Consider the following 19,513-nt stretch of genomic DNA (forward strand, 5'->3'; position numbering starts at 1 on the left):
CTTGCGCGCGTCTCGAAGGATCCGCGGCACACTCCGGGACAAGCGGCCCATCCTTCGAGACGGACCTGACGGTCCTCCTCAGGATGAGGCAGCGGGTTTAGCGGAGGTCGTGAGGAAGACGGGCTTTTAGGCATTACAGACGATCACTTTTCACGACTTCGATGTTGCAGTGCGGCGAGAACTGGTGAACTCTGTGCCGAAATTTCAGTCTTCGGGAGATCCTCAACATGCTTGCCAACAAAACCGCCGTCGTCACCGGGTCGACCTCCGGGATCGGTCTGGGCTGTGCCCGGGCCTTTGCGGAAAAGGGCGCCAATGTCGTCATCAACGGTCTGGGCGATGCGGACGAGATTGAAAAGACCCGCGCCGCCATCGAGTCCGATTATGGCGTGCGCTGCCTGTATTCTCCCGCCAACATGCTGAACGGCGACGAGATCGCCGGCATGATCGCGGATGCGGAAAAGGAATTCGGCAGCGTCGACGTGCTGGTGAACAACGCCGGCATCCAGTTCGTCTCGCCGGTCGACGAGTTCCCGATCGACAAGTGGGACGCGATCATCGCGATCAACCTGACCTCCGCGTTTCATGCCATTCGCGCCGCGCTGCCGGGGATGAAGAAAAACGGCTGGGGCCGGATCATCAACACCGCCTCGGCCCACGCGCTGGTGGCCTCGCCCTACAAGTCCGCCTATGTCGCGGCCAAGCACGGCATTGCCGGCCTGACCAAGACCGTCGCGCTGGAAGTGGCGCAGCAGGGCATCACCGTGAACGCGATCTGCCCGGGCTATGTCTGGACACCGCTGGTCGAGGCGCAGATCCCGGACACGATGAAGGCGCGCAACATGACCGAGGAAGAGGTCAAGAACGACGTCATGCTGGCGGCCCAGCCGACCAAGCAGTTCGTCACCATCGAACAGGTCGCCGGCTACGCGGTGTTCCTGTGCTCCGACACGGCATCCTCGATCACCGGTTCCATCCTGCCGATCGACGGCGGTTGGACCGCGCACTGACACCCTGGGATACGCCTGACTTCTCCAGACAAGGAGGCCTGCCATGGCCCCGCCCAAGAACATTAACCTGGCCCTTCAGGGGGGAGGTGCCCATGGCGCCTTCACCTGGGGCGTCCTGGACTGGTTCCTGGAAGACAGCCGCTTTTCGATAGATGCCATCACGGGAACCTCCGCCGGCGCCATGAATGGGGTGGTGCTCGCCAGCGGCATGGAATCGGGCGGCGAGGACGGCGCCCGAGAAAGTCTGGAATCGTTCTGGCGCGAAGTCAGTCAGCAGGCGCAGTACAGCCCGATCCGGCGCTCACCGCTCGACAAGTTTCTGGGTGAATGGAGCCTGGATCATTCGCCGAGTTATCTCTTCTTCGACGTGATGACGCGCTTTGCCTCGCCCTACGAATTCAACCCGCTCAACGCCAACCCGCTGCGCGACGTGGTCGAGAAAATCGTCGATTTCGACAAGGTGCATCGCTGTTCGGACATAAAGCTGTTCATCGCGGCCACCAATGTCTTCACCGGCAAGATCCGGGTGTTCCGGGAAAAGGAAGTCACGCTGGACGCGGTCATGGCCTCGGCCTGCCTGCCGCAGATGTTCCAGGCGGTCGAGATTGACGGCGAACCCTATTGGGACGGTGGCTATATGGGCAATCCACCGCTGTATCCGCTGTTTTACGAGACCAAAACCCCGGACGTCGTGCTCATTCAGATCAATCCGACGGAACGCCGCGAGGTTCCCAAGAGCGCACGGGAAATCGTCAACCGGCTGAACGAGATAACCTTCAATTCAACGCTGCTGAGAGAGCTCCGGGCCATCGACTTTGTCACCAGGCTGGTCGAGGAAGGCAAGTTGCCGGACGACGAATACATGAAGGTGCATATGCACCGGATTTCGGCCGGCGAGCTGAAACCCCTGCACGCATCCTCCAAGCTCAATGCCGAATGGAGTTTCCTGACCCATCTGCGCGATCTTGGCCGCGAGACGGCCAGGGACTGGCTCGACAGGCATTTCGATGACATCGGCAAACGTTCGACGCTCGACCTGCGTGCGGAAATCGGGTGAGCCGCGGACTCGGCCGGAGCTGTTAAGCATTTGTTAGCCGTGTTTGCAGCCGGCGTTGCAAAATGCGATGCAATGCCTGTGAAGAAAGTCTGAACGAATTCAGCATCTTGTGAATTTCCCCTGGTCATCTTCCAGATGTTGTGGCTTTCTGCCCGACAACAAATTGGCAAGGCTTTTGCGTTGTGATCGGCACGCTGATTGTCAGGTAGTGCGTCGTCAGCGCTTGATGTGGACGGAAGAAGCGGGCATCTGCGACCCCGCCCGTTTCTTCCCTCCCTCAGGGTCCACATCGTTTCCCTCAAATCCCTATCATTTGCGCTTTTTTCAGTTTTCTGTCAGTCCATGGGCCTTAAAGTGCCGTTTTGGAGACCTATTTCTTTTTGAAACAGGCTAAAGGACAGAAAATGAGCGACAGGTTGACCCGGGTTCTGGCCGGATGCTTCGGTGTAATGGCGATGGTCGCAGCAATCACTGCGGTGCAAGCGGGCAGCGATGCAGAGCGGATGGCGGAAATCAAGGAAAAGGGCGGATGTCCCCGCTGTGACCTCAGGCTTGCCGAGCTGCGTTTTCTCTCGGTGGACAAGGCTGATTTCGGCAGGGCGAACCTGCGCGAAACGGACCTGAAGGAAGCGGTGCTGACCAACGGAAATTTCGAGAGGGCCGATTTCCGCCGTGCAGAGGCCGAGCGCGCGAATTTCTCGGGCAGCAATTTCTACGCCGCCAGCATGCGTTCCGTCGACCTGGAAAAGGCCAATCTCATCGATGCCGGCTTTCAGGGGGCGGACCTGCGGGATGCGGACCTGAATGCGGTGCTGGCCGGCGGTGCCGATTTCGAGGATGCTGACATGCGCAATGTGTTCCTGATCCGCTCGGTTGCGCCGGGAGCCTCGTTCAGGAACGCCAAGCTGGATGATGCAAATCTTGAACGCGTCGACCTGACCGACGCGAATTTCGAGGGCGCGCGGATGCGGCAGGCCAAGCTGGACCGGGTCAGGGCGCACAATGCGAATTTTGCAGGCGCGGACATGTCGGGTGTTCGTCTCGTCAGCTCCGACCTGTCCGGGGCCAACCTGACGGATGTCGATTTCGACGGGGCGCTGCTGCGCCGGACGCGCCTGGTCGGCGCGGACCTGACCGGCGCTTACAATCTCGATCCAGCCAGGATACTTGGGGCGTGTGGGGATTCGACCACAAAGCTGCCCCGGGGGATCGAGCTGATCGAGTGTTCCGAATAGGGGCTGTCGTCCCGATTTACCCACCAAAAAAGGAGGCAGGTCTGCCTCCTTTTTTCATTCCGGGCGTTCTTCAGGTCACCTTGCGGGGATCAACCGCCGGTGCGAAGTGCGCTGTGAAACCGTGGTCAGTTGAACAGGTCGAAGGCAAACCGGTAGGTCACACCGACGCCGACGCTGAACTGGTCCTCACTGCCGTTCTTGGCAATCGGACTGTCCGCCGCCTCACCGATCAGACGGTCGTAGCCGCCCTGAACGTGCAGGCGGACATCGTCGTTGAAATCGTAGCTGGCGCGTGCTGCAAGGCCCAGGCTCTTGAAACCGCTGCCCGGGTTGTAACGGCTCAGCTGGCCGCCGCTGGCGGCGGCTTCGGCGGCAGAAACGCCGAAATAGGTGTCCATGTAATCGTCAGAGGCGAAGTCCGCACGCGGGCCGAAGCTGACTTCCCATTTTTCCGCCGGATAGATGATGCCGTCGACGCCGAGCTGGCCGACCTGGCCCGTGTGGCCGTTGATGCCCTGGCGCAGCTCGGCGAAGGCCCGGAAATGTTCCGTCCGGAAGCCGCCGCCAAGGCCGAGTTCAAGGGCCCAGTCGATGGTGTTTGTGCCGGTCAGGTCCGCAGAGTCGCTGGCCTTGCGTTCGCCGATGAAGTTGAACGATGGATAGAAGAAAACGCCTGCGCGGCGCCTGCCGTCAACGACCTGACCCAGGCCGGGCACATAAAAGCGACCGACGGAGATGAGGGGGAACGGATAGACGAGATAACTGTCGGCAGCTTCATAGCGCGGCTGCAGCGACGCACCGACACCAAGGTCGATCACGAATTGGCGGTTGGCGTCCTGGGCGGACACTTCACCACTTTGAGCCAGGGCGGCTCCGGACACAGCGCTCAGGGCAAGGGCCAGCGCGGCGCGCGACATCAGCTTCAACATAAAGATCCATCCAGAAGGAAACCCGTTGGCTGGAAGATAGCACGAGCGCGGCTTACTCAAACCCTAAGAATTCTGGGTTTTGCCGGACTGTTGCATTTTGGCATCGCCGTTTTTCCAGGAGGGGCTGGTGCAATGAAATGGTCATTAACCGGGCTGCCGCCTTGCGGGGGCGCCTTAGGGAAGCTAAATGAAGGGAAATTCGCAGCTTCACATCGGGACAGCACATGAGCGCTTTAGTCGGATCGTTATTGGATGTGGTGGGTCTGGCCCTCTACCTCTATTCCCTCGTCATCATCGCAAGTGCGATTTTCTCGTGGCTGTTCGCCTTCAATATTGTCAATTCGAGCAATCAGTTCATCAACACGATCGGACGTGTGCTCTACAACCTGACCGAACCGGCGTTGCGGCCGATTCGCCGATTCCTGCCGGACCTGGGCGGTGTCGACATCTCCCCCGTGATCCTGCTGCTGATCATCTGGTTCCTGCAGAGCTTCATCGCGCGTCTGAGCTACGGCATGTAGAGACCGGACAGGCGTCCGGTTGCGGCGGCCGGCACACCTTGAGGGCACCGCCAGCGCTGCTTACGCTTCGCCCGGCCGGAAAGGTGCGAGACGGGACGTGCCATTTTCAACAAGCTGACCCGGGGAAAATCCCGGCTGCCGTTGTTGCCGGTCCGTCTTCGGATCACTCTTCCAGCTTGCGGGCCTCGTCCGGCAGCATGATCGGGATACCGTTGCGGATCGGGTAGGCGAGTTTCGCGGCGCGGGAGATCAGTTCACGGGCCTCTGAGTCATATTCCAGAGTGCTCTTGGTCACGGGGCAGACCAGCAGCTCCAGCAGCTTGCGGTCAACGGCGCGTTCGGTTGGTTCGCTCATCGGTCAATGCTTTCGAAAGATATGAAAATCACTGCAGGGTCGTGCCGCCGTCATTCTGCGATCTGGCCATGTCCATCTCGGTGATCGCGATCAGCGTCTCGGCCCTGGTCTTGAGGTCCCGGGCCTCCAGCAGCGCCTGCTTTTCCTGCGGTCCATAGGGGCACATCATGCAGAGCGCGTTGACGAGAACTTCCGTCTCGGCCTCCGAAACGCTCTGCCAGTCGGCTTCCAGGTTGTTGGCGTCGAGATAGGCTCTCAGGGTTTTCAGCAGGCCGTTCCGGTCGACATCCTCCTCGCCCTGACCGCATTTGAGATCATGGGCAAAGGCGGCAAAGTCGCATTCGACCTCGCGGTACCTGGAATAGGTCGTCAACTCCTTGCCGAGCGCAAACCGGGTGATGCCCTGCAGGGTGATCAGGTAACGGCCGTCGCCGGTCTCCTGGAAGCTGGTCAGGCGGCCGACGCAGCCGATACTGGCAAGGACCGGGCTGTCAGGGTCGTCGGAATGCCGGTCCGGCGAAGGCTGCACCATGCCGACCAGGCGGTTGCCGGCCAGCGCGGCGTCGATCATGTCGATATAGCGCTGCTCGAAGATGTTCAGCGGCAGCTGGGTGCGGGGCAGCAGAAGGGCGCCGGGCAGCGGAAACACCGGCAGGACCGGCGGCAAGTCCGCGATGGTCTCGTAGATGGCATTTCCCGCCTGCATTTCAGCGCCTTCATTGTTTTCGTTATGCAGCAGCCTGCCGGTATCGTGCTGTTTTCTTAATGTGTGTCAGAAGAGGCGATCGTCAAGAAAACAGCACTGCCGAGAGTTTGCGCCGGCCATAGGCGCTGGCCGGGTCCTTGAAACCCCAGGCTTCGAAGAACTGAAGCAGCTGCTTGCGCGCGCCGTCCTCGTTCCAGTCCCGGTCGCGGCGGACAATCTCGATCAGCTGGTCGACGGCGCCGGTCTTGTCGCCCTTGCCGTTGAGCCCGAGCGCCAGGTCGAATCGTGCCTGCAGATCGAGCGGATCCTTGGCGATCCGTTCCTGAAACTCCGCCAGGTCGCCGAGCGAGGCGGCCTGCTCCGCAAGGTCCAGGGCCGCCTTGGCGGCCAGAAACGCCTCGTCGGACCGCTTGTCCTCGGGCACCAGGTCCAGGGCCTGGCCGGCGCGCTCCGGCTCCCCGGCGCCCAGATAACATTGCGCCAGCCCGGTGATCGCCGCGACGTTGTCCGGTTCCATCTGCATGACGGCGCCGTAAAGCTGGGCGGCCTGGCCGTAGTCCTTGGCCAGGAGAAGTTCCGCGGCCTGTTCCAGGAACGCATCCGTCTGATTGACGGGCGCCGGCCCGGCGAGTTTCTCGATAAAGGCCTTCACCTGGCTTTCCGGCTGTGCGCCCATGAAACCGTCCACCGGCTGGCCGTCCTTGAAGGCGACCACGGCCGGAATGGACTGGACACCCATCTGGCCCGCGATTTCGGGGTGTTCGTCGATGTTCATCTTGGCCAGTTTTACCGTGCCGCCCGCGGCCTTCACCGCGGCCTCGATGATCGGGGTCAGCTGTTTGCACGGGCCGCACCAGGGCGCCCAGAAGTCGACGATCACCGGCTGCTGGCGGGAAGCCTCCATGACATCGGCCATGAAGCCCTGCGTGGTGACGTCGAAAATCAGGTCGCCGCCACCGGAGGGTGCACCGCCGTCATTGCCGCCACCCTGGCCGCCGTAGCCGCCGTCCATGCTCGCGCCAAACCCGCCGCCGACCTGGCCACCGATGCTGTAGTTGCCGTTGCTCATGTGCCCGCCTCAAATCCTGCTGCCGGCGCGCGCTGAGGCGCCGCCGTAATGTGAAAACCGTCAAAGGGTCCCGTTGGTCCCTAACATGGAGCCAATGCGCCCGAATTACAAACGTCCCGAAGGAGTTTCCGCCGCGCTTCTAGAGCGCAGCCGCCTTGGCCTGTTCGCTCACCGCCAGGACCTGGACGTCGTGCCCGCAGGCCCGGGCGAACTTGAGCAGGTCCTGTGCCGTGATGGAGGTGGTGGCATCGTTTTTCAGCGGATGATAGTTCAGCACCTCGTGCTGCATCATGGCCGCGTCGAAAACCGGAGTGACCCGCAGCGTGTCCCGGTCATTGATCAGGGAAAACGGCGTCACCGAGCCGGGTTCGACGCCGAGCACGTCCATCAGCAGATCCGCGTTGCCGAAAGAGACCCGGCCCTGGGCGCCGATGACCTGGTGCACCTTCTTCAGGTCGATCTCCGCGTCGTGCAGGGCGACGATCAGGAACAGGCGTCCCTTCTTGTCCTTCACGAACAGGTTCTTCGTGTGACCGCCCGGGATCCTGTCGTGCAGGTCGCCGGATTCTGCGACCGTGAACACCGGCTGGTGATCCACGGTCGAGACCTCGATGCCGAGATCCCTGAAGCAGGCCATGAGGTCGTCGCGCGTAGCCGGCATGATTTTTCCCGAATTTTTTTCACTGCCGCGCTCAATAGCGCGATTTGGGGGTGGGGGACAAGAGGGAAAGCGGAGGAAAAGCGGCGGAAATCTGCCGATTTCCGGCGTTTTTTGCGCGCGAGATCCACAGAATGACGGCTAAAAAAAATTCTTCAATTTCAGTGTTGCAATCCGTCTCAGCATAGTTCATATACTGCGCCACCGACGCCGGGGCGGACGCCGCTCAGGTCGAGGTCGCTATGCGGGCGTAGCTCAGGGGTAGAGCACAACCTTGCCAAGGTTGGGGTCGTGGGTTCGAATCCCATCGCCCGCTCCAAATTTCCTCAGTGATTTCTGAGGCTTAGAAAACGCCCTTCGGGGCGTTTTTTGCTTCCCCGGCCCTGTTCTCGTAAGCGGGGAAGCAGGGGGGAAGCATCTGAAGGTATATTGCCTTGTGTGCAGCGCAGCAATTTTTTGACCTGCAGGCAACTTGCAGCCCTTTGATTCAGGTCCGCCAAACGCATTCCTTGAGCACACTTTCTTCATTTTAAATGGCTCTCGTGAAGCCATTGTCGTGTTCACGTGCGTAGCTCCCTTGTCACCTTCGTGTCGCTAATTAAGCCGACTTACCTTAGCATGATCTCTATTTAAGCCAAGTGGCAATTGCTTAAATAAGGCGCGCCGTCCATATTGAAAAGATGGCAGAGACACACGCAACAGATTCGCGGCTGGGCCGATTTGTAGAGACAAGCGTCGGGGGAGAAACGGTACGAGCCTTTGTGCCTCCGCCGCTGCCACCAAACCCGCCAATTGACATTCTGCCACTCCTCCCGCACCTGACCAGCGCCGAAAGGGCTCTCGGCCGGCTCGATGGCATCACGACGATTCTGCCACGTCAGGAATTGTTCCTGTACATGTACGTCCGAAAAGAGGCCGTGCTTTCATCTCAGATTGAGGGAACGCAATCGACCTTGACTGACCTTTTGCGCTTCGAGACGGAGGCACAGGCCGGCCAGCCGGTTGATGACGTTCGCGAAGTCTCGAATTACGTCGATGCAATGATGTATGGTCTGGAGCGGTTGAATGAACTACCGCTCTCGCTTCGGCTCATCCGGGAGATGCATGCCCGCCTGCTAGAAAGCGGACGCGGAGGAACCAAGAACCCGGGAGAGTTCCGGCGCTCTCAGAACTGGATCGGCGGCAATCGTCCGGGCAATGCACTGTTTGTCCCTCCTCCCGTCAATGAACTCGACAATTGTCTCGAAGCGCTTGAAGTTTTTATGCATGAGGATCGAACTCAGCTGCCTGCGCTGATCAAGGCTGGCTTGCTCCATGTTCAATTCGAGACCATTCACCCCTTTCTGGACGGTAATGGCCGTATCGGTCGGCTATTGGTAACGCTTTACCTCTGCGTCCACGGGGTGCTGAAAAGGCCGCTTCTCTACCTCAGTCTCTATCTGAAATCGAACAGGTCCGACTATTACCGTCTTCTGCAGGAGGTGCGCGAGCAAGGAGCCTGGGAGGCCTGGCTCGAATTTTTCCTTCAAGGCATTACAGAAACGGCGAACCAGGCGTTCGACGCTTCAACCCGCATTGTCGAACTGTTCAAAGTGGATCGGGAATTAATAACTGCTCAGAGCGATAGGGCGGGCTCGGCCTTGCGTCTTCATGACCTTCTTCAACAACATCCTTTTTTGACTGCTGGACAACTCGTCGAGCAAACAGGGCTCACCATGCCAACCGTAAATGCGGCACTCGCGGACCTGGAACGGCTGGGTATCGTCGAAGAGGTGACCGGACGTAAGCGGGGACGAGTGTTTGGCTACCGCCGGTATCTCCTGATTCTCAGTGAAGGAACTGATCCTTTAACCGCGTAGTTTGGCCAGGTTATACTCTTGGCCAGGAAAGGATTTGTTCGAAGCGCCCTCAGTTGAGTGTCACCGCCTGATCAAGCTCAATATCAGGCTTTGTACACAGAGTTCAATGACTTCGCCCTTCCATTGTCTCTCCTCTTCCTGTAGCTCGGCGTCCCCTCCGATCGTTGGAAGAAACCCAATGAAATCAAGACGATCCTCTCTTCCCTCACAAATGATCGAAGCCTACTGCAAAAAGCGTCTCTTGCCGGTGTTTTCCCCGCAGGTGGTAGCGGTCCTAAGAAGGCATTTGGTCGACCTGCTGGAGAGGAAAGAATATCCGGCTTACAGAGGCAGCCGTCTGGACGTCCGCGCACTGGCGGAAGGCCTGGGCTTGGATTCTCACCTTTTGATGGCTGAGAGATCGAACCTCCAGCCGATATTCGACGCGGTTACACGATCCATTACCGACAGCGCGCTGCGCCCTGAAGCACATGAACGAGATAGTCAACGCAGGGAACAGGTCCATCAGACGACTTCAGAGCGCCATTCCGGCGGCCATAAGCGCCGAGGCAAACCACGACGGCCGGTTGTCGAGTTTCCGGATCCGCTAGAGCCAACCTGGAGCGAGCCCTCAAACTTCGGTGCGGCGCTTCGCCTGCATTCCAAGCGGCATGGGGAGTCCATATACCACCTCTTCAACGCCGTTGTCTGCACCGAAGACGGGCTCAAACGCAGCACGTTTGTTGGGTGGGGGCGGAGGATTACCGCACCGAGATCTCCGATCAGTCTGGAAATCCTGCGCCGCATCGAACGCCGCTACCGTCTTTCAGAGGGATATTTCTCCAAAATTTCGGACGCCGTTACAGGAAGCCCTTCGTCTTGCGAACTGGATGAAATGACGCCGGCCGAACGGCGCCGATTTGTCTGGCACCTGCCGGACGATTTCAGACGGCGATCTCGTACCGAACAGGCGGAGATCCTCTCATGGGTGCGCAACGTAATCATCAGCGGCTCGACGGAATATCGTCGTTATCAGGCCGCAGCCATGAAACAGCGATACGCTGTGCGTTTCAGTTGTGCCTCAGGTCCCCAACGGAAACACTCTGGAACTCGATCTTCTGATCCTTCAGGTGTCGTGGATGCACCGAATAGATTGAATGAGGAGATGGCCGAAATCCTTCGGTTCAAAACTTCAACTTTTGCTGCATTCGGCCAACAGAGAAATGGCGTCTGGGGTTCAGAGACCGCGTCCCAGAAAGTCGAACATTTCGGACTGTGGTTCGGCGCCTTCACGGCGTCTTCTGAAGGTGAAGTTCAAGGGTATGGCGTCGATCCGGAAGTTCTGACCTTCGCGATGATGGTTTTCCCGCAAGTCTGGGACTGGTATCTGCACTGGCGCGAAAGACGGCGTGGTTTCTATACCCGATGGGAAATCGATCTGTTGTCCGTCGCCGCCGCTCTATGCCGGGAGGAAACCGGTTGGCTGCGTCAAACACCACGCATTGCATCAAGTCTTCAGGCGATCGAAGGTCTGATCTCGGAGCAGGACATCGCCGACGCACAAAGCGACTGGGCGTCCGCCTGTGATCGGATGTTTAAGCACGCTCGGCGCCGCATCAAGGAGATCGAGCGTGTCGCGAAAATTCACCGTGATCCATTTGAGCCAATCATGCCGGTTCTCGAGGCTCCCTGTCCGGTCGGCGAGTATCGGAAGATCACAGAAGAAATCCTTCATCGAATACCAGACGAAAAGCGTCATCCACGCGCGACGGCTGAGGCAGTCCGCTCCTTCTTACTCCTTCGGATTGGTCTGCATACAGGGCTTCGCCAGAAAAATCTGAGAGAACTCCTGCTTTGCAAACCCGGCGACCTGCCAACATCCGAGAGGAAACTGGAGGATGCGAAACGAGGAGAGCTACGCTGGAGCACCCGTGAACGAGGTTGGGAAATACTGATCCCCTCCGTCGCCTTCAAGAATGCGAACTCCTCATTTTTCGGATCGAAGCCGTTCCGTTTGATCCTTCCTGATCTCGGCCGGCTCTACGAGTTGATCGACGCCTGGGTTGACAGGCACCGCTCTCGCCTGATTGGACCGGCTGCGGACCCCGGCACGTTCTTCGTCAAGACGGCGAAAATCACCAGCACTAATGCCGCCTATTCGCAGAACACGTTTTTCGAGGCCTGGCGAACCGTGATCCAGCGCTACGGCATCTATAATCCCTGGACCGGGCGTGGCGCGATCAAAGGTCTGCTACCACACGGACCACACAATGTCCGCGACGTACTTGCGACGCATATTCTCAAGCAGACTGGATCGTACGAGCAGGCCAGTTACGCGATCCAGGATACACCCGACATGGTGGCGAAACACTACGGACGGTTTCTTCCGTGTCCGATCCGGAGACATAGGTAACAGTTTGTACCGGAGACATGGGTTACAACCTCGCGCCGAACGGGTTGTCGATTGTCTGTAGTGTTCTCTGCTCCAGGTCGATGTATCCCAGATCATAGCTCATGAAGCTGATCAGCCAAATTCCCTCTTCCACTTCCTTGATCCCGAGTTTCTGACCGGCCAGAACGGTCGAGACGTTGATCTTCTTGCGATGCATGCAGATTCGTCCGCATGCGGTGACCAGGGCGTCCCTGTCATGGAAGGGGTAGTCCAGGTCCGGCAGGCCCTGATATTGCCTTGATGAGGCTGTGTAGACTTCCGCCGGTGTCTTCATTCTGAGCGCTTCATGAGGTCGTTCCTCGTTGAATTCCTTCATGAAGGCATCGAACTTGGCCTGCTGCTGAAGGCTGTTCATGCCTGGCGGTCGGGTGGCCTCCTTCTTCAAGGTCAGATGCATGCGTTCGTGCCGGCCGTTTTGCTGCGGGTGGCCTGGCTTGATACGCTCGATGCCGATCCCCAGACGCAGCCACCACACCGACAGCTTTGACAAGTTGTAGAGCCCGTTTGGCGATGCGAACGGCAAGCCGTTGTCCGTGCGGATCGCCGACGGCAAGCCGCGCTCTTTGAACAGGGCGAGGAAGGCGTCCATGACCGGCGTTTCCTTCGTTGAGTCAAAGGCCTCGCAGCTCAGCAGAAAACGGGACGCGTGGTCGGTGACCGTCAAAGGGTAACAGTAGTGCCGGTTGCCCAGCTTGAACTCTCCCTTGAAATCCGCTGCCCAGAGATCGTTGGGGGCAAGACCAGCCGAAAGAGGCGTGCCTGCGGCCTTGTTGGCGCGCCGCCTCTTGCGGGCTCTGCTGACAAGGCCGTGCCGGTCAAGAACCGCATGCACCGTGCTTTGTGCCGGGATACGCACATCGCCGGCCAGCTTCCTGACCAGCACCTCCCGGATCTTGCGCGCGCCCCAGTGCGGCTTCTCCTGCCGTGTCGAGACAATCAGGCGCTCAACCTGCTCGGGAAGCTGGTTGGCGTAGCGAACCGGCCGGCGCGACCGGTCGCACAACGCTTCCATCCCATCGCGTCGATAACGGTTCCAGATCTTGTAACCAGTCTTGCGCGAGATGCCGAACTCACGGCAAACCGCACTCATGCCCTCGCCATCCAACAGACGGGCGATGAAACGAAGACGTTCCTCCACTTTGGACACCTCTTGCCACGGCATCGACACCTCCCGAAAAACGGAAAGTGTTACCTATGTGTCCGGAACGTTTTGTCACCTATGTCTCAGGTCGGGCACGAATGGTCCGGAAAGCCAGCTTTCGAGAGAAAGCTGGCTTTTTTGTTTCTGGCGGCAACAGCCGGGTTTCTGCCGTTCGTCACGTGCTCACGTGGCGTTATTTCAAGGTTCGTCTAAACATTGATGCAAACCCTGTCTGCAACCTGAACGATATGTCAGGCGGTGCGAGGGTAAGGTCTACCTGCATGACGCGGAGGGGTGCTTTTTTTAAAAAGGACCGGGCCGCGATCCTGCTTTGCCTCAAGTACCCACCTTGTCGCAGCGGGGCTCCGGCTCCGCTGCGGCGATCCTGTCTCCTGCGATGGCCAGCGTGACCCCTTGCGGATGTCTTCGGCCCTTTTCGGGGCAAGGCCCGGAGGCCGGCGATCGTTTCCGGTTCTTCCCTGCGGCGTGATACCGTGCGGCGAACGGGTCAGGCCTGCATGGGATGGGGATGCTATTGACAGACTTGAGGGATCATCCGGTTTTCGGATTTGCCGACGGGTGCCTGCGGGGCATCGGTCAGGTGGTTTTTCAGAACAATGCGCTGACCGGGGCAATCATCCTTGCCGCGCTTTTCGTCAATTCCCCGATATACGGGACGATCGCCATTTTCGGCGTCGTTGTCTCGACAGCGACGGCCCTCTTCCTCCAGGCAGACAAGGGTCTTGTCCGGGACGGGCTGTTCGGATTCAACGGCGCGCTGGTCGCGCTTGCCCTGATTGCCTTCACGAGCGAGGATTTCCACTATGGCGCGGTGCCGTCTGTGTATCTCGTCGTCTACATCGCCTTCGCGGCGGCGATGACCACCATTGTCTTTTCAAGCCTGGCGGCGCTGCTGGGTCCAGTGAAAGTGGCGCCGCTGACCATGCCGTTCGTGCTGGTCGGCTGGCTGTTCCTGTTCGCCGTGCTGAAGTTTCACAATATTGATGCCGGCCCGCTGGCCAAGCCCGTCTCGCCGAGCCAGTACGATCCCGATTTCCACTATTCCCTGTCGACCTGGTACCGGGGCATCGGCAACGCCATCGGCCAGATCTTCTTCCAGGACAACTGGATCAGCGGATACCTGATCCTTTTCGGCATTGCGGTGAATTCCCGTATCAGCGCGCTCATGGCGCTGGTCGGGGCCAATGTGGCTGCGCTCGTGGCCGTGATCTACGGCGCTCCGGAAGGGGCCATCAGCGATGGCCTCTTCGGTTACAATGCCGCACTGACGGCGATCGCGCTTGGCGGCTTTTTCCTTGTGATCACGCTGCCGGCCGCGCTCTACACGCTGTTCGGCATTGTCGTGTCGACCTGGCTGTGGGCGTCCGTTGCGATCTTTCTCGAGCCGATCGGGATGCCGGTGCTGACGTCGACCTTCGTGATCGTCACCTGGCTCATGCTGATCGGCGTCGGAGGGTTCAAGGCCCTTGTCCCCGTCCCGCCCGACAAGGCCGTCACGGCCGAAGTCAATCGCAGGCGATACCTGGAGACGACCCCGGAGAGCTGACGCCCCGGACTCAGGGTTTCAGAAACCGTCCGCCTTCCGTGTCGGAGCGTTCCGCCAGATCGAGCGCGGTTTGCAGGCGGGCGCCGTGGTCGAAATCCGGCTCCGCGGGCGCGCCGTCCCGGACCGCGGCGACGAACCGTTCGTAGACCGTGGGAACCGGATCGACGGTGATTTCCGTCCAGTGTCCCGTTTTCAGGTCCTGGCCGCGGCAGATCCTCAAGGACTCGGCCTGTTTTTCGAACAGGACCTCGAGCCCGCCTTCGGTGCCGTAGAGCCTGAGGCGCAGGTCGTTGAGATGGCCGGAAGCGAAGCGGGTGGCGCTGATGGTGCCAAGCGCGCCGTTTTCCAGTTCGGCCTGCAGCGTGAAACTGTCATTGGCATCGAGCGTGTAGTCGCCGATCCGCCCGCCTTCGGCCTTGTCAAAGGTCTTCAGGCGGCAGGAGAGTTCGCCGACCGGGCTGCCGGCGGCGAAGGTGACGAAGTCCAGGATATGGATGCCGACATCGCCGAGCACACCCTTGGATCCGTGCTCCGTCGACAGGCGCCAGAGCCACTGGCTTTCGGTTTTCCAGTCGCCCCAGGCCGGCTGGGTCAGCCAGCTTTGCAGGTAGGAGGCCTCGAAATGCCGCAGGGCGCCGATCTCGCCGCTTGCGACCAGGCCCGCCGCCTTCTGCAGGACAGCGACATTGCGGTAGCTCAGGTTGACCATGCCGACCAGGCCGCTTTTCCGGGCAAGCTCCGCCATTTCACGGGCATCGGCGGCGTTGGTGGCCAGCGGTTTTTCGCACAGGACATGCTTGCCGGCCTTCATGAGGACCAGCGTCGTCGGGTGGTGCGCCGCGTCCGGTGTCACGTTCGCGGCGGCGTCGAACCCGCCCCAGGCAAGGGCTTCCTCGAGCGTTTCGAAGCGGTTGGCAATGCCGTACGTGTCGCAGAACTGCGCGAGCACGTCCGCACGCCCATCGACACCCGCGACCAGCTCCACGCCGGGGATCTTCTGAAAGGCGGCCGCGTGGGTGCGGGCCATGTTGCCGGTCCCGAGGATCAGGATCCGGAGCGGTTTGACTGCTGAAGCCACGGCTGTCTCCTCAGCGCTGGCAGGTGGGGCGGCCCGGCCTTGAAGGCAACCGGGCCGGAGAAAGCTGGAAACCGGCGAACGCAGGAAATCAGCGGAAGCCGTCCTCGCCATGGGCGTGCAGCTTGGGGCCGCGTTCCTCGATCTTTTCCGGAGCGGCGTCCGCGGGAACGTTCGGGGCGGCGTTCGGATCGGCCAGACGGGCCATCGGGTTGAAGGCCCATTTGACACCGTTCTTCAGAACCCGCTGCACATGGGTGTTGTGATAGGTCGGGTAGGTTTCGTGACCGGGCCGGAAATAGAAGACGTTTCCGGCGCCGCGCTTGTAGGTCAGGCCCGAACGGAACACCTCCCCGCCCTGGAACCAGCTGATGAAGACGGTCTCCAGCGGTTCCGGCACACCGAAGGGCTCGCCGTACATTTCTTCCATTTCCAGCTCGAAACTGTCCGGCAAGCCGTTGGTGATCGGATGGTTGCGGCTGGTCACCCACAGGCGCTCGCGTTCACCGGCCTCGCGCCAGGTGAGATTGCACGGCCCGCCCATCAGGCGCTTGAACGGCTTGGCGAAATGGGCCGAGTGCAGGAACAGCATGCCCATGCCGGACCAGACCGCGTCGCAGACCCGCTCGACCACGGCATCCGAAACCTCTCCATGCGCCGCATGGCCCCACCACAGGAGCACGTCCGTTTCGGCCAGGCGTTCGGCGGTCAGACCGTGTTCCGGCTCCTGCAGGGTCGCGGTGGTGGCGCTGATGTCCGGGTCTGTGTTCAGAGCTTCGGCAATGCAGGAATGCATGCCGTCCGGATAGGTTTCCGCGACGATCTTGTTGTGCTGTTCATGGACGTTTTCGCCCCAAACCACGGCTTTGATCGGCATTGCAGCCTCTCCTTGAATTGTGGTGTTGGCAGATGTTGATGGAGCGCTTCCATAAATCCTCCAAAGCGCTTTGAATAGCGGTATCACCAGCATTCCGGGCTGTCAAATGGTCCTTCGCCTGAAACAAAAATGCTTTTGAGCGGCGTGACCGCAGGTCGCATGGGCATTTTCTTTTCCATTCTCCATAACATTCAGTATAGTATGGTTTGGGGAATGGAGGTGACGATGAATATCTATCTCTTGGCGGCCGCGGTGCTGTCGGCGGCGGTCTGTCTCATTCACACTTTTGCAGGCGGGCGCACCATTGCCGTGCCGTTGCTCAAGGCGGCGGATCTGCATCCGGTGCCGAAATACGTGACCTATTACTGCTGGCACATCGTGACCATCGTGCTGGCCATGATCGCGGTGATGTTTGCCCTGGCCGCCTTGCATGAAGGCAGCCTCGATCTCGGCTGGGTGGCAACAGCCCTCGTGACGGCCTTCTGCCTGCTGGGGCTTGCAGTGCCTCCGCTCAAGAAGCAAAAATACAGTCATATGCCGCAAGGCTGGCTGTTTCTGCCGATCGTGATCCTCGGCATGGCGGGCGGAGTTGTCTGATCTGAAAAAGCGTTTTGGCAAGAGCGACTGGCTGCACCTCGGGCTCAAGCAGTTGGCGGACAGGGGAGCAGCCGGATTGACCGTGGAGGCGCTTTGCGAAACGGCAGGGCGCACGCGCGGGTCTTTCTACCACCACTTTGCCGATCACGGTGCTTTCGTTGCAGCGCTGATGCAGTCCTGGAAGCAACAGCACACGCTGGATGTCGCCGATCGCACCCTGGCGCAGGAGCAGGCTGTACGGGCCCAGACCCTGTCGAGCCTGGCCAATGGCCTCGACCACGGTCTTGAACGCGCCGTCCGGCAGTTCGCGCAGGCCAACCCCGTCGCGCAGGCGGTCGTGCGGGAAGTCGACGATCTGCGCACAGGCTTTGTTGCCGGGCTCTACCGCCAGCAGGGCCTGGATCCGGCCCTGGCCGATGATATTGCCCGGATCGAATACGCCGCCTTCGTCGGCAGCCAGATCGTGTGGCCGGACATGCCGGCCGAGGACCGCATGGCTCTCGACCGGCGTTTTGCAGGGCTGGTTGCGCGGGCAACCGGCAGCACATCGGAGACCTGACCGGTTCGGCGCCGCAAGGTATAGTTCAATACCCTGCCGTCAAAGCCCCCGGCCGGCGCGGGTCCGACGCGCCCGCGAGAATGCCGTCCACGGCCATGATCGACTGGGTCGACCCCATGGCATTCTTGACTTCAACCTTGTGCCCGCGTTGCTCCAGAAGCCGGATCGTGTCCGGTGACAGGCCTTCCTCGATGCGGATCTCGTCGGGCAGCCACTGATTGTGAATGCGCGGCGCTGCCGTGGCCTCGGCGATGTTCATCTTGTGGTCGACGACATTCATGATGATCTGCAAGGTCGTCGTGATGATGCGGCTGCCGCCGGGAGACCCGGTCGCAAGGTAAAACGCGCCGTCCTTGAACACGAGGGTCGGGCTCATGGAAGACAGCGGCCGCTTGCCGCCCTCGACCGCGTTCGCGGTGCCGCCGACCAGACCGTAGGCATTGGGCACGCCGGGTTTTGCGGAGAAGTCATCGAGTTCGTTGTTGAGCAGCACGCCCGTGCCGTCCGCCGTCAGGCCGACGCCGTAGGAAAAATTCAGCGTATAGGTGTTGGACACCGCATTGCCGTCCTTGTCGACCACGGAAAAATGGGTGGTCTCGTTGCTTTCATAAGGGACAGGCGCGCCCGGCCTGACGTCCTTCGAGGACGTGGCGGTGTCCATGTTGATGGTCTTGACCAGCTCGGCTGCATAATCGCGCGAGGTCAGTCCCGTGACCGGCACCTCGACATGGTCCGGGTCACCCAGGAATTTCGAGCGGTCCGCATAGGCGCGCCGCATGGCTTCGGCCATGACATGGATGGTGTCGGCGGAGTTCGGCCCGAACTCACTGATGGGGGAGGTCTCGAGCATGTTGAGGATCTGCACGATATGAACCCCGCCGGAAGAGGGCGGCGGCATGGAGGCGATCTCATGGCCCCGGTAGCTGCCGGTCACAGGATCACGCCAGACGGGCCTGTAAGTCTGCAGGTCCTCCACGGTCATGCCGCCCCCGGCGTCCTGCACCTTCTTGGCAATTTTCTGTGCCACCTCCCCGGTATAAAACCCGGCGGCGCCCTTGTCCGCGATCAGGCGCAACGTTTGGGCGAGGTCTTCCTGTTTCAGGGTTTCTCCGGGCAGATAGGGCAGGCCGCCGGCCTTGTAGAAGATCGAGCGGGAGGCGCTGTCGGCAAGAAGGCGTTTGGCGGAAGCCGTCAGGGAAGCGGACAGGTCCGGTGTGACCGTGATGCCGGTTTCGGCAAGGGCAATGGCCGGTTCCACGAGCTCCGCCCAGGTCAGCGTGCCGCTGCCGTGTTTCTCGAAGGCCTCGGCAAATCCCGCGACCGTGCCCGGCACGCCGACGGCCAGGCCTGAGAAGCGGGATTTCTGATTGTCCGGCTCGCCGTCCTCGCCCAGGAACATGTCCCTGAAGGCCGCGGACGGAGCCTTTTCCCGGTAGTCGAGCGCCTTGGTCTCGCCGCTGCCGGCCAGGTGGATCATCATGAAGCCGCCACCGCCAAGGTTGCCCGCGCGCGGCAGGGTCACGGCCAGCGCGAACCCGGTGGCAATCGCCGCGTCGACCGCGTTGCCGCCTTTTTTCAGAATGTCGACGCCCACCCCGGTGGCGACTGCCTCCTGGCTGGCGACCATGCCGTTCTGCGCCGTCACCGGCTGGAACCGGTCCCTCAGGGAATAGATCGGCGCATCCTGCGCGGACAGCGGCAAGACCGCTCCAGAGACGAGCGCAATCCCGAAGGCAACAGCGGCAAAGGCGGATTTGAAGTGATGTTTCATGAGTCTCTCCGGCGATTTCGCGACCGATCTTGCAAGTGGATGACGCGAAAATCAATGAAGATACGCGCCTTGATTGCATTTGGGGTTCGGGGCCCT

The 19,513-nt window shown here is 60.5% G+C and carries 18 protein-coding genes and 1 tRNA gene; 10 read left to right on the top strand and 9 right to left on the bottom strand.

Going from position 1 to position 19,513, the window contains the following annotated elements; genetic code table 11:
* The first annotated feature begins 227 nt into the window (after positions 1–227).
* The 3 genes from O6760_RS09565 (at position 228) to O6760_RS09575 (ending at position 3,302) form a co-directional block, all read left to right on the top strand.
* Positions 228–1,010, top strand: coding sequence for a 3-hydroxybutyrate dehydrogenase (locus O6760_RS09565; RefSeq protein ID WP_269585149.1), 783 nt, complete (start codon positions 228–230; stop codon positions 1,008–1,010).
* Positions 1,011–1,053: 43 nt separating this feature from the next.
* Positions 1,054–2,067, top strand: a complete 1,014-nt coding sequence (locus O6760_RS09570; protein WP_269585150.1) for a patatin-like phospholipase family protein — start codon at positions 1,054–1,056, stop codon at positions 2,065–2,067.
* Positions 2,068–2,471: 404 nt separating this feature from the next.
* Entirely contained in the window at positions 2,472–3,302 is an 831-nt protein-coding gene (locus tag O6760_RS09575) for a pentapeptide repeat-containing protein (protein WP_269585151.1), read from the top strand.
* Positions 3,303–3,427: 125 nt separating this feature from the next.
* On the opposite strand, the gene O6760_RS09580 is transcribed toward O6760_RS09575, so the two are convergent.
* The gene (locus O6760_RS09580) at positions 3,428–4,231 is read right to left on the bottom strand and encodes a MipA/OmpV family protein (protein ID WP_269585152.1); all 804 of its coding nucleotides are present in this window, start codon (positions 4,229–4,231) and stop codon (positions 3,428–3,430) included.
* 224 nt (positions 4,232–4,455) lie between these two features.
* Between O6760_RS09580 and O6760_RS09585 the strand changes: the two genes are divergently transcribed.
* Positions 4,456–4,752: a YggT family protein gene (locus tag O6760_RS09585; RefSeq protein WP_269585153.1), complete on the top strand. Its 297-nt coding sequence runs from the start codon at positions 4,456–4,458 to the stop codon at positions 4,750–4,752.
* Between the two features lie 163 nt (positions 4,753–4,915).
* Here the strand turns inward: O6760_RS09585 and O6760_RS09590 are convergent, their stop codons facing one another.
* The 4 genes from O6760_RS09590 to O6760_RS09605 all read right to left on the bottom strand — a co-directional run bounded on the left by O6760_RS09590 (position 4,916) and on the right by O6760_RS09605 (position 7,543).
* On the bottom strand, positions 4,916–5,107 hold the full coding sequence (locus O6760_RS09590) for a Trm112 family protein (RefSeq protein ID WP_269585154.1): 192 nt from the start codon (positions 5,105–5,107) through the stop codon (positions 4,916–4,918).
* A 28-nt stretch (positions 5,108–5,135) separates the two neighbouring features.
* On the bottom strand, positions 5,136–5,813 hold the full coding sequence (locus tag O6760_RS09595; protein WP_269585155.1) for an LON peptidase substrate-binding domain-containing protein: 678 nt from the start codon (positions 5,811–5,813) through the stop codon (positions 5,136–5,138).
* Between the two features lie 82 nt (positions 5,814–5,895).
* Positions 5,896–6,882 (bottom strand): thioredoxin, encoded by a 987-nt coding sequence (gene trxA / locus O6760_RS09600; protein ID WP_269585156.1) that lies wholly within the window; start codon positions 6,880–6,882, stop codon positions 5,896–5,898.
* 139 nt (positions 6,883–7,021) lie between these two features.
* Positions 7,022–7,543 carry a prolyl-tRNA synthetase associated domain-containing protein gene (locus tag O6760_RS09605; protein WP_269585157.1) on the bottom strand — a complete coding sequence of 174 codons (522 nt, stop codon included), beginning with the start codon at positions 7,541–7,543 and terminating at the stop codon, positions 7,022–7,024.
* A gap of 241 nt (positions 7,544–7,784) precedes the next feature.
* Here O6760_RS09605 and O6760_RS09610 point away from each other — a divergent pair.
* The 3 genes from O6760_RS09610 to O6760_RS09620 all read left to right on the top strand — a co-directional run bounded on the left by O6760_RS09610 (position 7,785) and on the right by O6760_RS09620 (position 11,791).
* Positions 7,785–7,859, top strand: a tRNA-Gly gene (locus O6760_RS09610).
* 361 nt (positions 7,860–8,220) lie between these two features.
* Positions 8,221–9,399 carry a Fic family protein gene (locus tag O6760_RS09615; protein ID WP_269585158.1) on the top strand — a complete coding sequence of 393 codons (1,179 nt, stop codon included), beginning with the start codon at positions 8,221–8,223 and terminating at the stop codon, positions 9,397–9,399.
* A gap of 178 nt (positions 9,400–9,577) precedes the next feature.
* The gene (locus tag O6760_RS09620) at positions 9,578–11,791 is read left to right on the top strand and encodes a hypothetical protein (protein ID WP_269585159.1); all 2,214 of its coding nucleotides are present in this window, start codon (positions 9,578–9,580) and stop codon (positions 11,789–11,791) included.
* Between the two features lie 22 nt (positions 11,792–11,813).
* Here O6760_RS09620 and O6760_RS09625 read toward each other — a convergent pair whose 3' ends face one another.
* Positions 11,814–12,992, bottom strand: a complete 1,179-nt coding sequence (locus O6760_RS09625) for an IS481 family transposase (RefSeq protein ID WP_269583142.1) — start codon at positions 12,990–12,992, stop codon at positions 11,814–11,816.
* 508 nt (positions 12,993–13,500) lie between these two features.
* On the opposite strand from O6760_RS09625, the gene O6760_RS09630 reads away from it, so the two are divergent.
* A complete protein-coding gene (locus tag O6760_RS09630; RefSeq protein ID WP_269585160.1) occupies positions 13,501–14,538 on the top strand; it encodes an urea transporter in 1,038 nt (345 codons plus the stop codon).
* Between the two features lie 10 nt (positions 14,539–14,548).
* Here the strand turns inward: O6760_RS09630 and O6760_RS09635 are convergent, their stop codons facing one another.
* Complete coding sequence (locus O6760_RS09635; RefSeq protein ID WP_269586248.1) at positions 14,549–15,565, bottom strand: Gfo/Idh/MocA family protein; 1,017 nt, start codon at positions 15,563–15,565, stop codon at positions 14,549–14,551.
* 139 nt (positions 15,566–15,704) lie between these two features.
* On the bottom strand, positions 15,705–16,490 hold the full coding sequence (locus O6760_RS09640) for a ThuA domain-containing protein (RefSeq protein ID WP_269585161.1): 786 nt from the start codon (positions 16,488–16,490) through the stop codon (positions 15,705–15,707).
* Positions 16,491–16,619: 129 nt separating this feature from the next.
* On the opposite strand from O6760_RS09640, the gene O6760_RS09645 reads away from it, so the two are divergent.
* Complete coding sequence (locus O6760_RS09645; RefSeq protein ID WP_269585162.1) at positions 16,620–17,087, top strand: hypothetical protein; 468 nt, start codon at positions 16,620–16,622, stop codon at positions 17,085–17,087.
* Positions 17,080–17,646, top strand: a complete 567-nt coding sequence (locus tag O6760_RS09650; protein ID WP_269585163.1) for a TetR/AcrR family transcriptional regulator — start codon at positions 17,080–17,082, stop codon at positions 17,644–17,646. Before O6760_RS09645 ends, O6760_RS09650 begins: the two co-directional genes overlap by 8 nt.
* Positions 17,647–17,671: 25 nt before the next feature.
* On the opposite strand, the gene ggt is transcribed toward O6760_RS09650, so the two are convergent.
* Entirely contained in the window at positions 17,672–19,417 is a 1,746-nt protein-coding gene (gene ggt, locus O6760_RS09655) for a gamma-glutamyltransferase (RefSeq protein ID WP_269585164.1), read from the bottom strand.
* Positions 19,418–19,513 lie beyond the last annotated feature (96 nt).

The sequence above is a fragment of the Roseibium sp. Sym1 genome (genome assembly GCF_027359675.1).
In the GTDB taxonomy this organism is placed as follows: Bacteria; Pseudomonadota; Alphaproteobacteria; order Rhizobiales; family Stappiaceae; genus Roseibium.

What these genes read in the sequence shown, in the direction of transcription:
- O6760_RS09565 (WP_269585149.1), top strand. Translation starts at nt 228, where the DNA reads ATGCTTGCCAACAAAACCGCCGTCGTCACCGGGTCGACCTCCGGGATC.
- O6760_RS09570 (WP_269585150.1), top strand. Translation starts at nt 1,054, where the DNA reads ATGGCCCCGCCCAAGAACATTAACCTGGCCCTTCAGGGGGGAGGTGCC.
- O6760_RS09575 (WP_269585151.1), top strand. Translation starts at nt 2,472, where the DNA reads ATGAGCGACAGGTTGACCCGGGTTCTGGCCGGATGCTTCGGTGTAATG.
- O6760_RS09580 (WP_269585152.1), bottom strand. Translation starts at nt 4,231, where the DNA reads ATGTTGAAGCTGATGTCGCGCGCCGCGCTGGCCCTTGCCCTGAGCGCT.
- O6760_RS09585 (WP_269585153.1), top strand. Translation starts at nt 4,456, where the DNA reads ATGAGCGCTTTAGTCGGATCGTTATTGGATGTGGTGGGTCTGGCCCTC.
- O6760_RS09590 (WP_269585154.1), bottom strand. Translation starts at nt 5,107, where the DNA reads ATGAGCGAACCAACCGAACGCGCCGTTGACCGCAAGCTGCTGGAGCTG.
- O6760_RS09595 (WP_269585155.1), bottom strand. Translation starts at nt 5,813, where the DNA reads ATGCAGGCGGGAAATGCCATCTACGAGACCATCGCGGACTTGCCGCCG.
- trxA (WP_269585156.1), bottom strand. Translation starts at nt 6,882, where the DNA reads ATGAGCAACGGCAACTACAGCATCGGTGGCCAGGTCGGCGGCGGGTTT.
- O6760_RS09605 (WP_269585157.1), bottom strand. Translation starts at nt 7,543, where the DNA reads ATGCCGGCTACGCGCGACGACCTCATGGCCTGCTTCAGGGATCTCGGC.
- O6760_RS09615 (WP_269585158.1), top strand. Translation starts at nt 8,221, where the DNA reads ATGGCAGAGACACACGCAACAGATTCGCGGCTGGGCCGATTTGTAGAG.
- O6760_RS09620 (WP_269585159.1), top strand. Translation starts at nt 9,578, where the DNA reads ATGAAATCAAGACGATCCTCTCTTCCCTCACAAATGATCGAAGCCTAC.
- O6760_RS09625 (WP_269583142.1), bottom strand. Translation starts at nt 12,992, where the DNA reads ATGCCGTGGCAAGAGGTGTCCAAAGTGGAGGAACGTCTTCGTTTCATC.
- O6760_RS09630 (WP_269585160.1), top strand. Translation starts at nt 13,501, where the DNA reads ATGCTATTGACAGACTTGAGGGATCATCCGGTTTTCGGATTTGCCGAC.
- O6760_RS09635 (WP_269586248.1), bottom strand. Translation starts at nt 15,565, where the DNA reads ATGGCCCGCACCCACGCGGCCGCCTTTCAGAAGATCCCCGGCGTGGAG.
- O6760_RS09640 (WP_269585161.1), bottom strand. Translation starts at nt 16,490, where the DNA reads ATGCCGATCAAAGCCGTGGTTTGGGGCGAAAACGTCCATGAACAGCAC.
- O6760_RS09645 (WP_269585162.1), top strand. Translation starts at nt 16,620, where the DNA reads ATGCTTTTGAGCGGCGTGACCGCAGGTCGCATGGGCATTTTCTTTTCC.
- ggt (WP_269585164.1), bottom strand. Translation starts at nt 19,417, where the DNA reads ATGAAACATCACTTCAAATCCGCCTTTGCCGCTGTTGCCTTCGGGATT.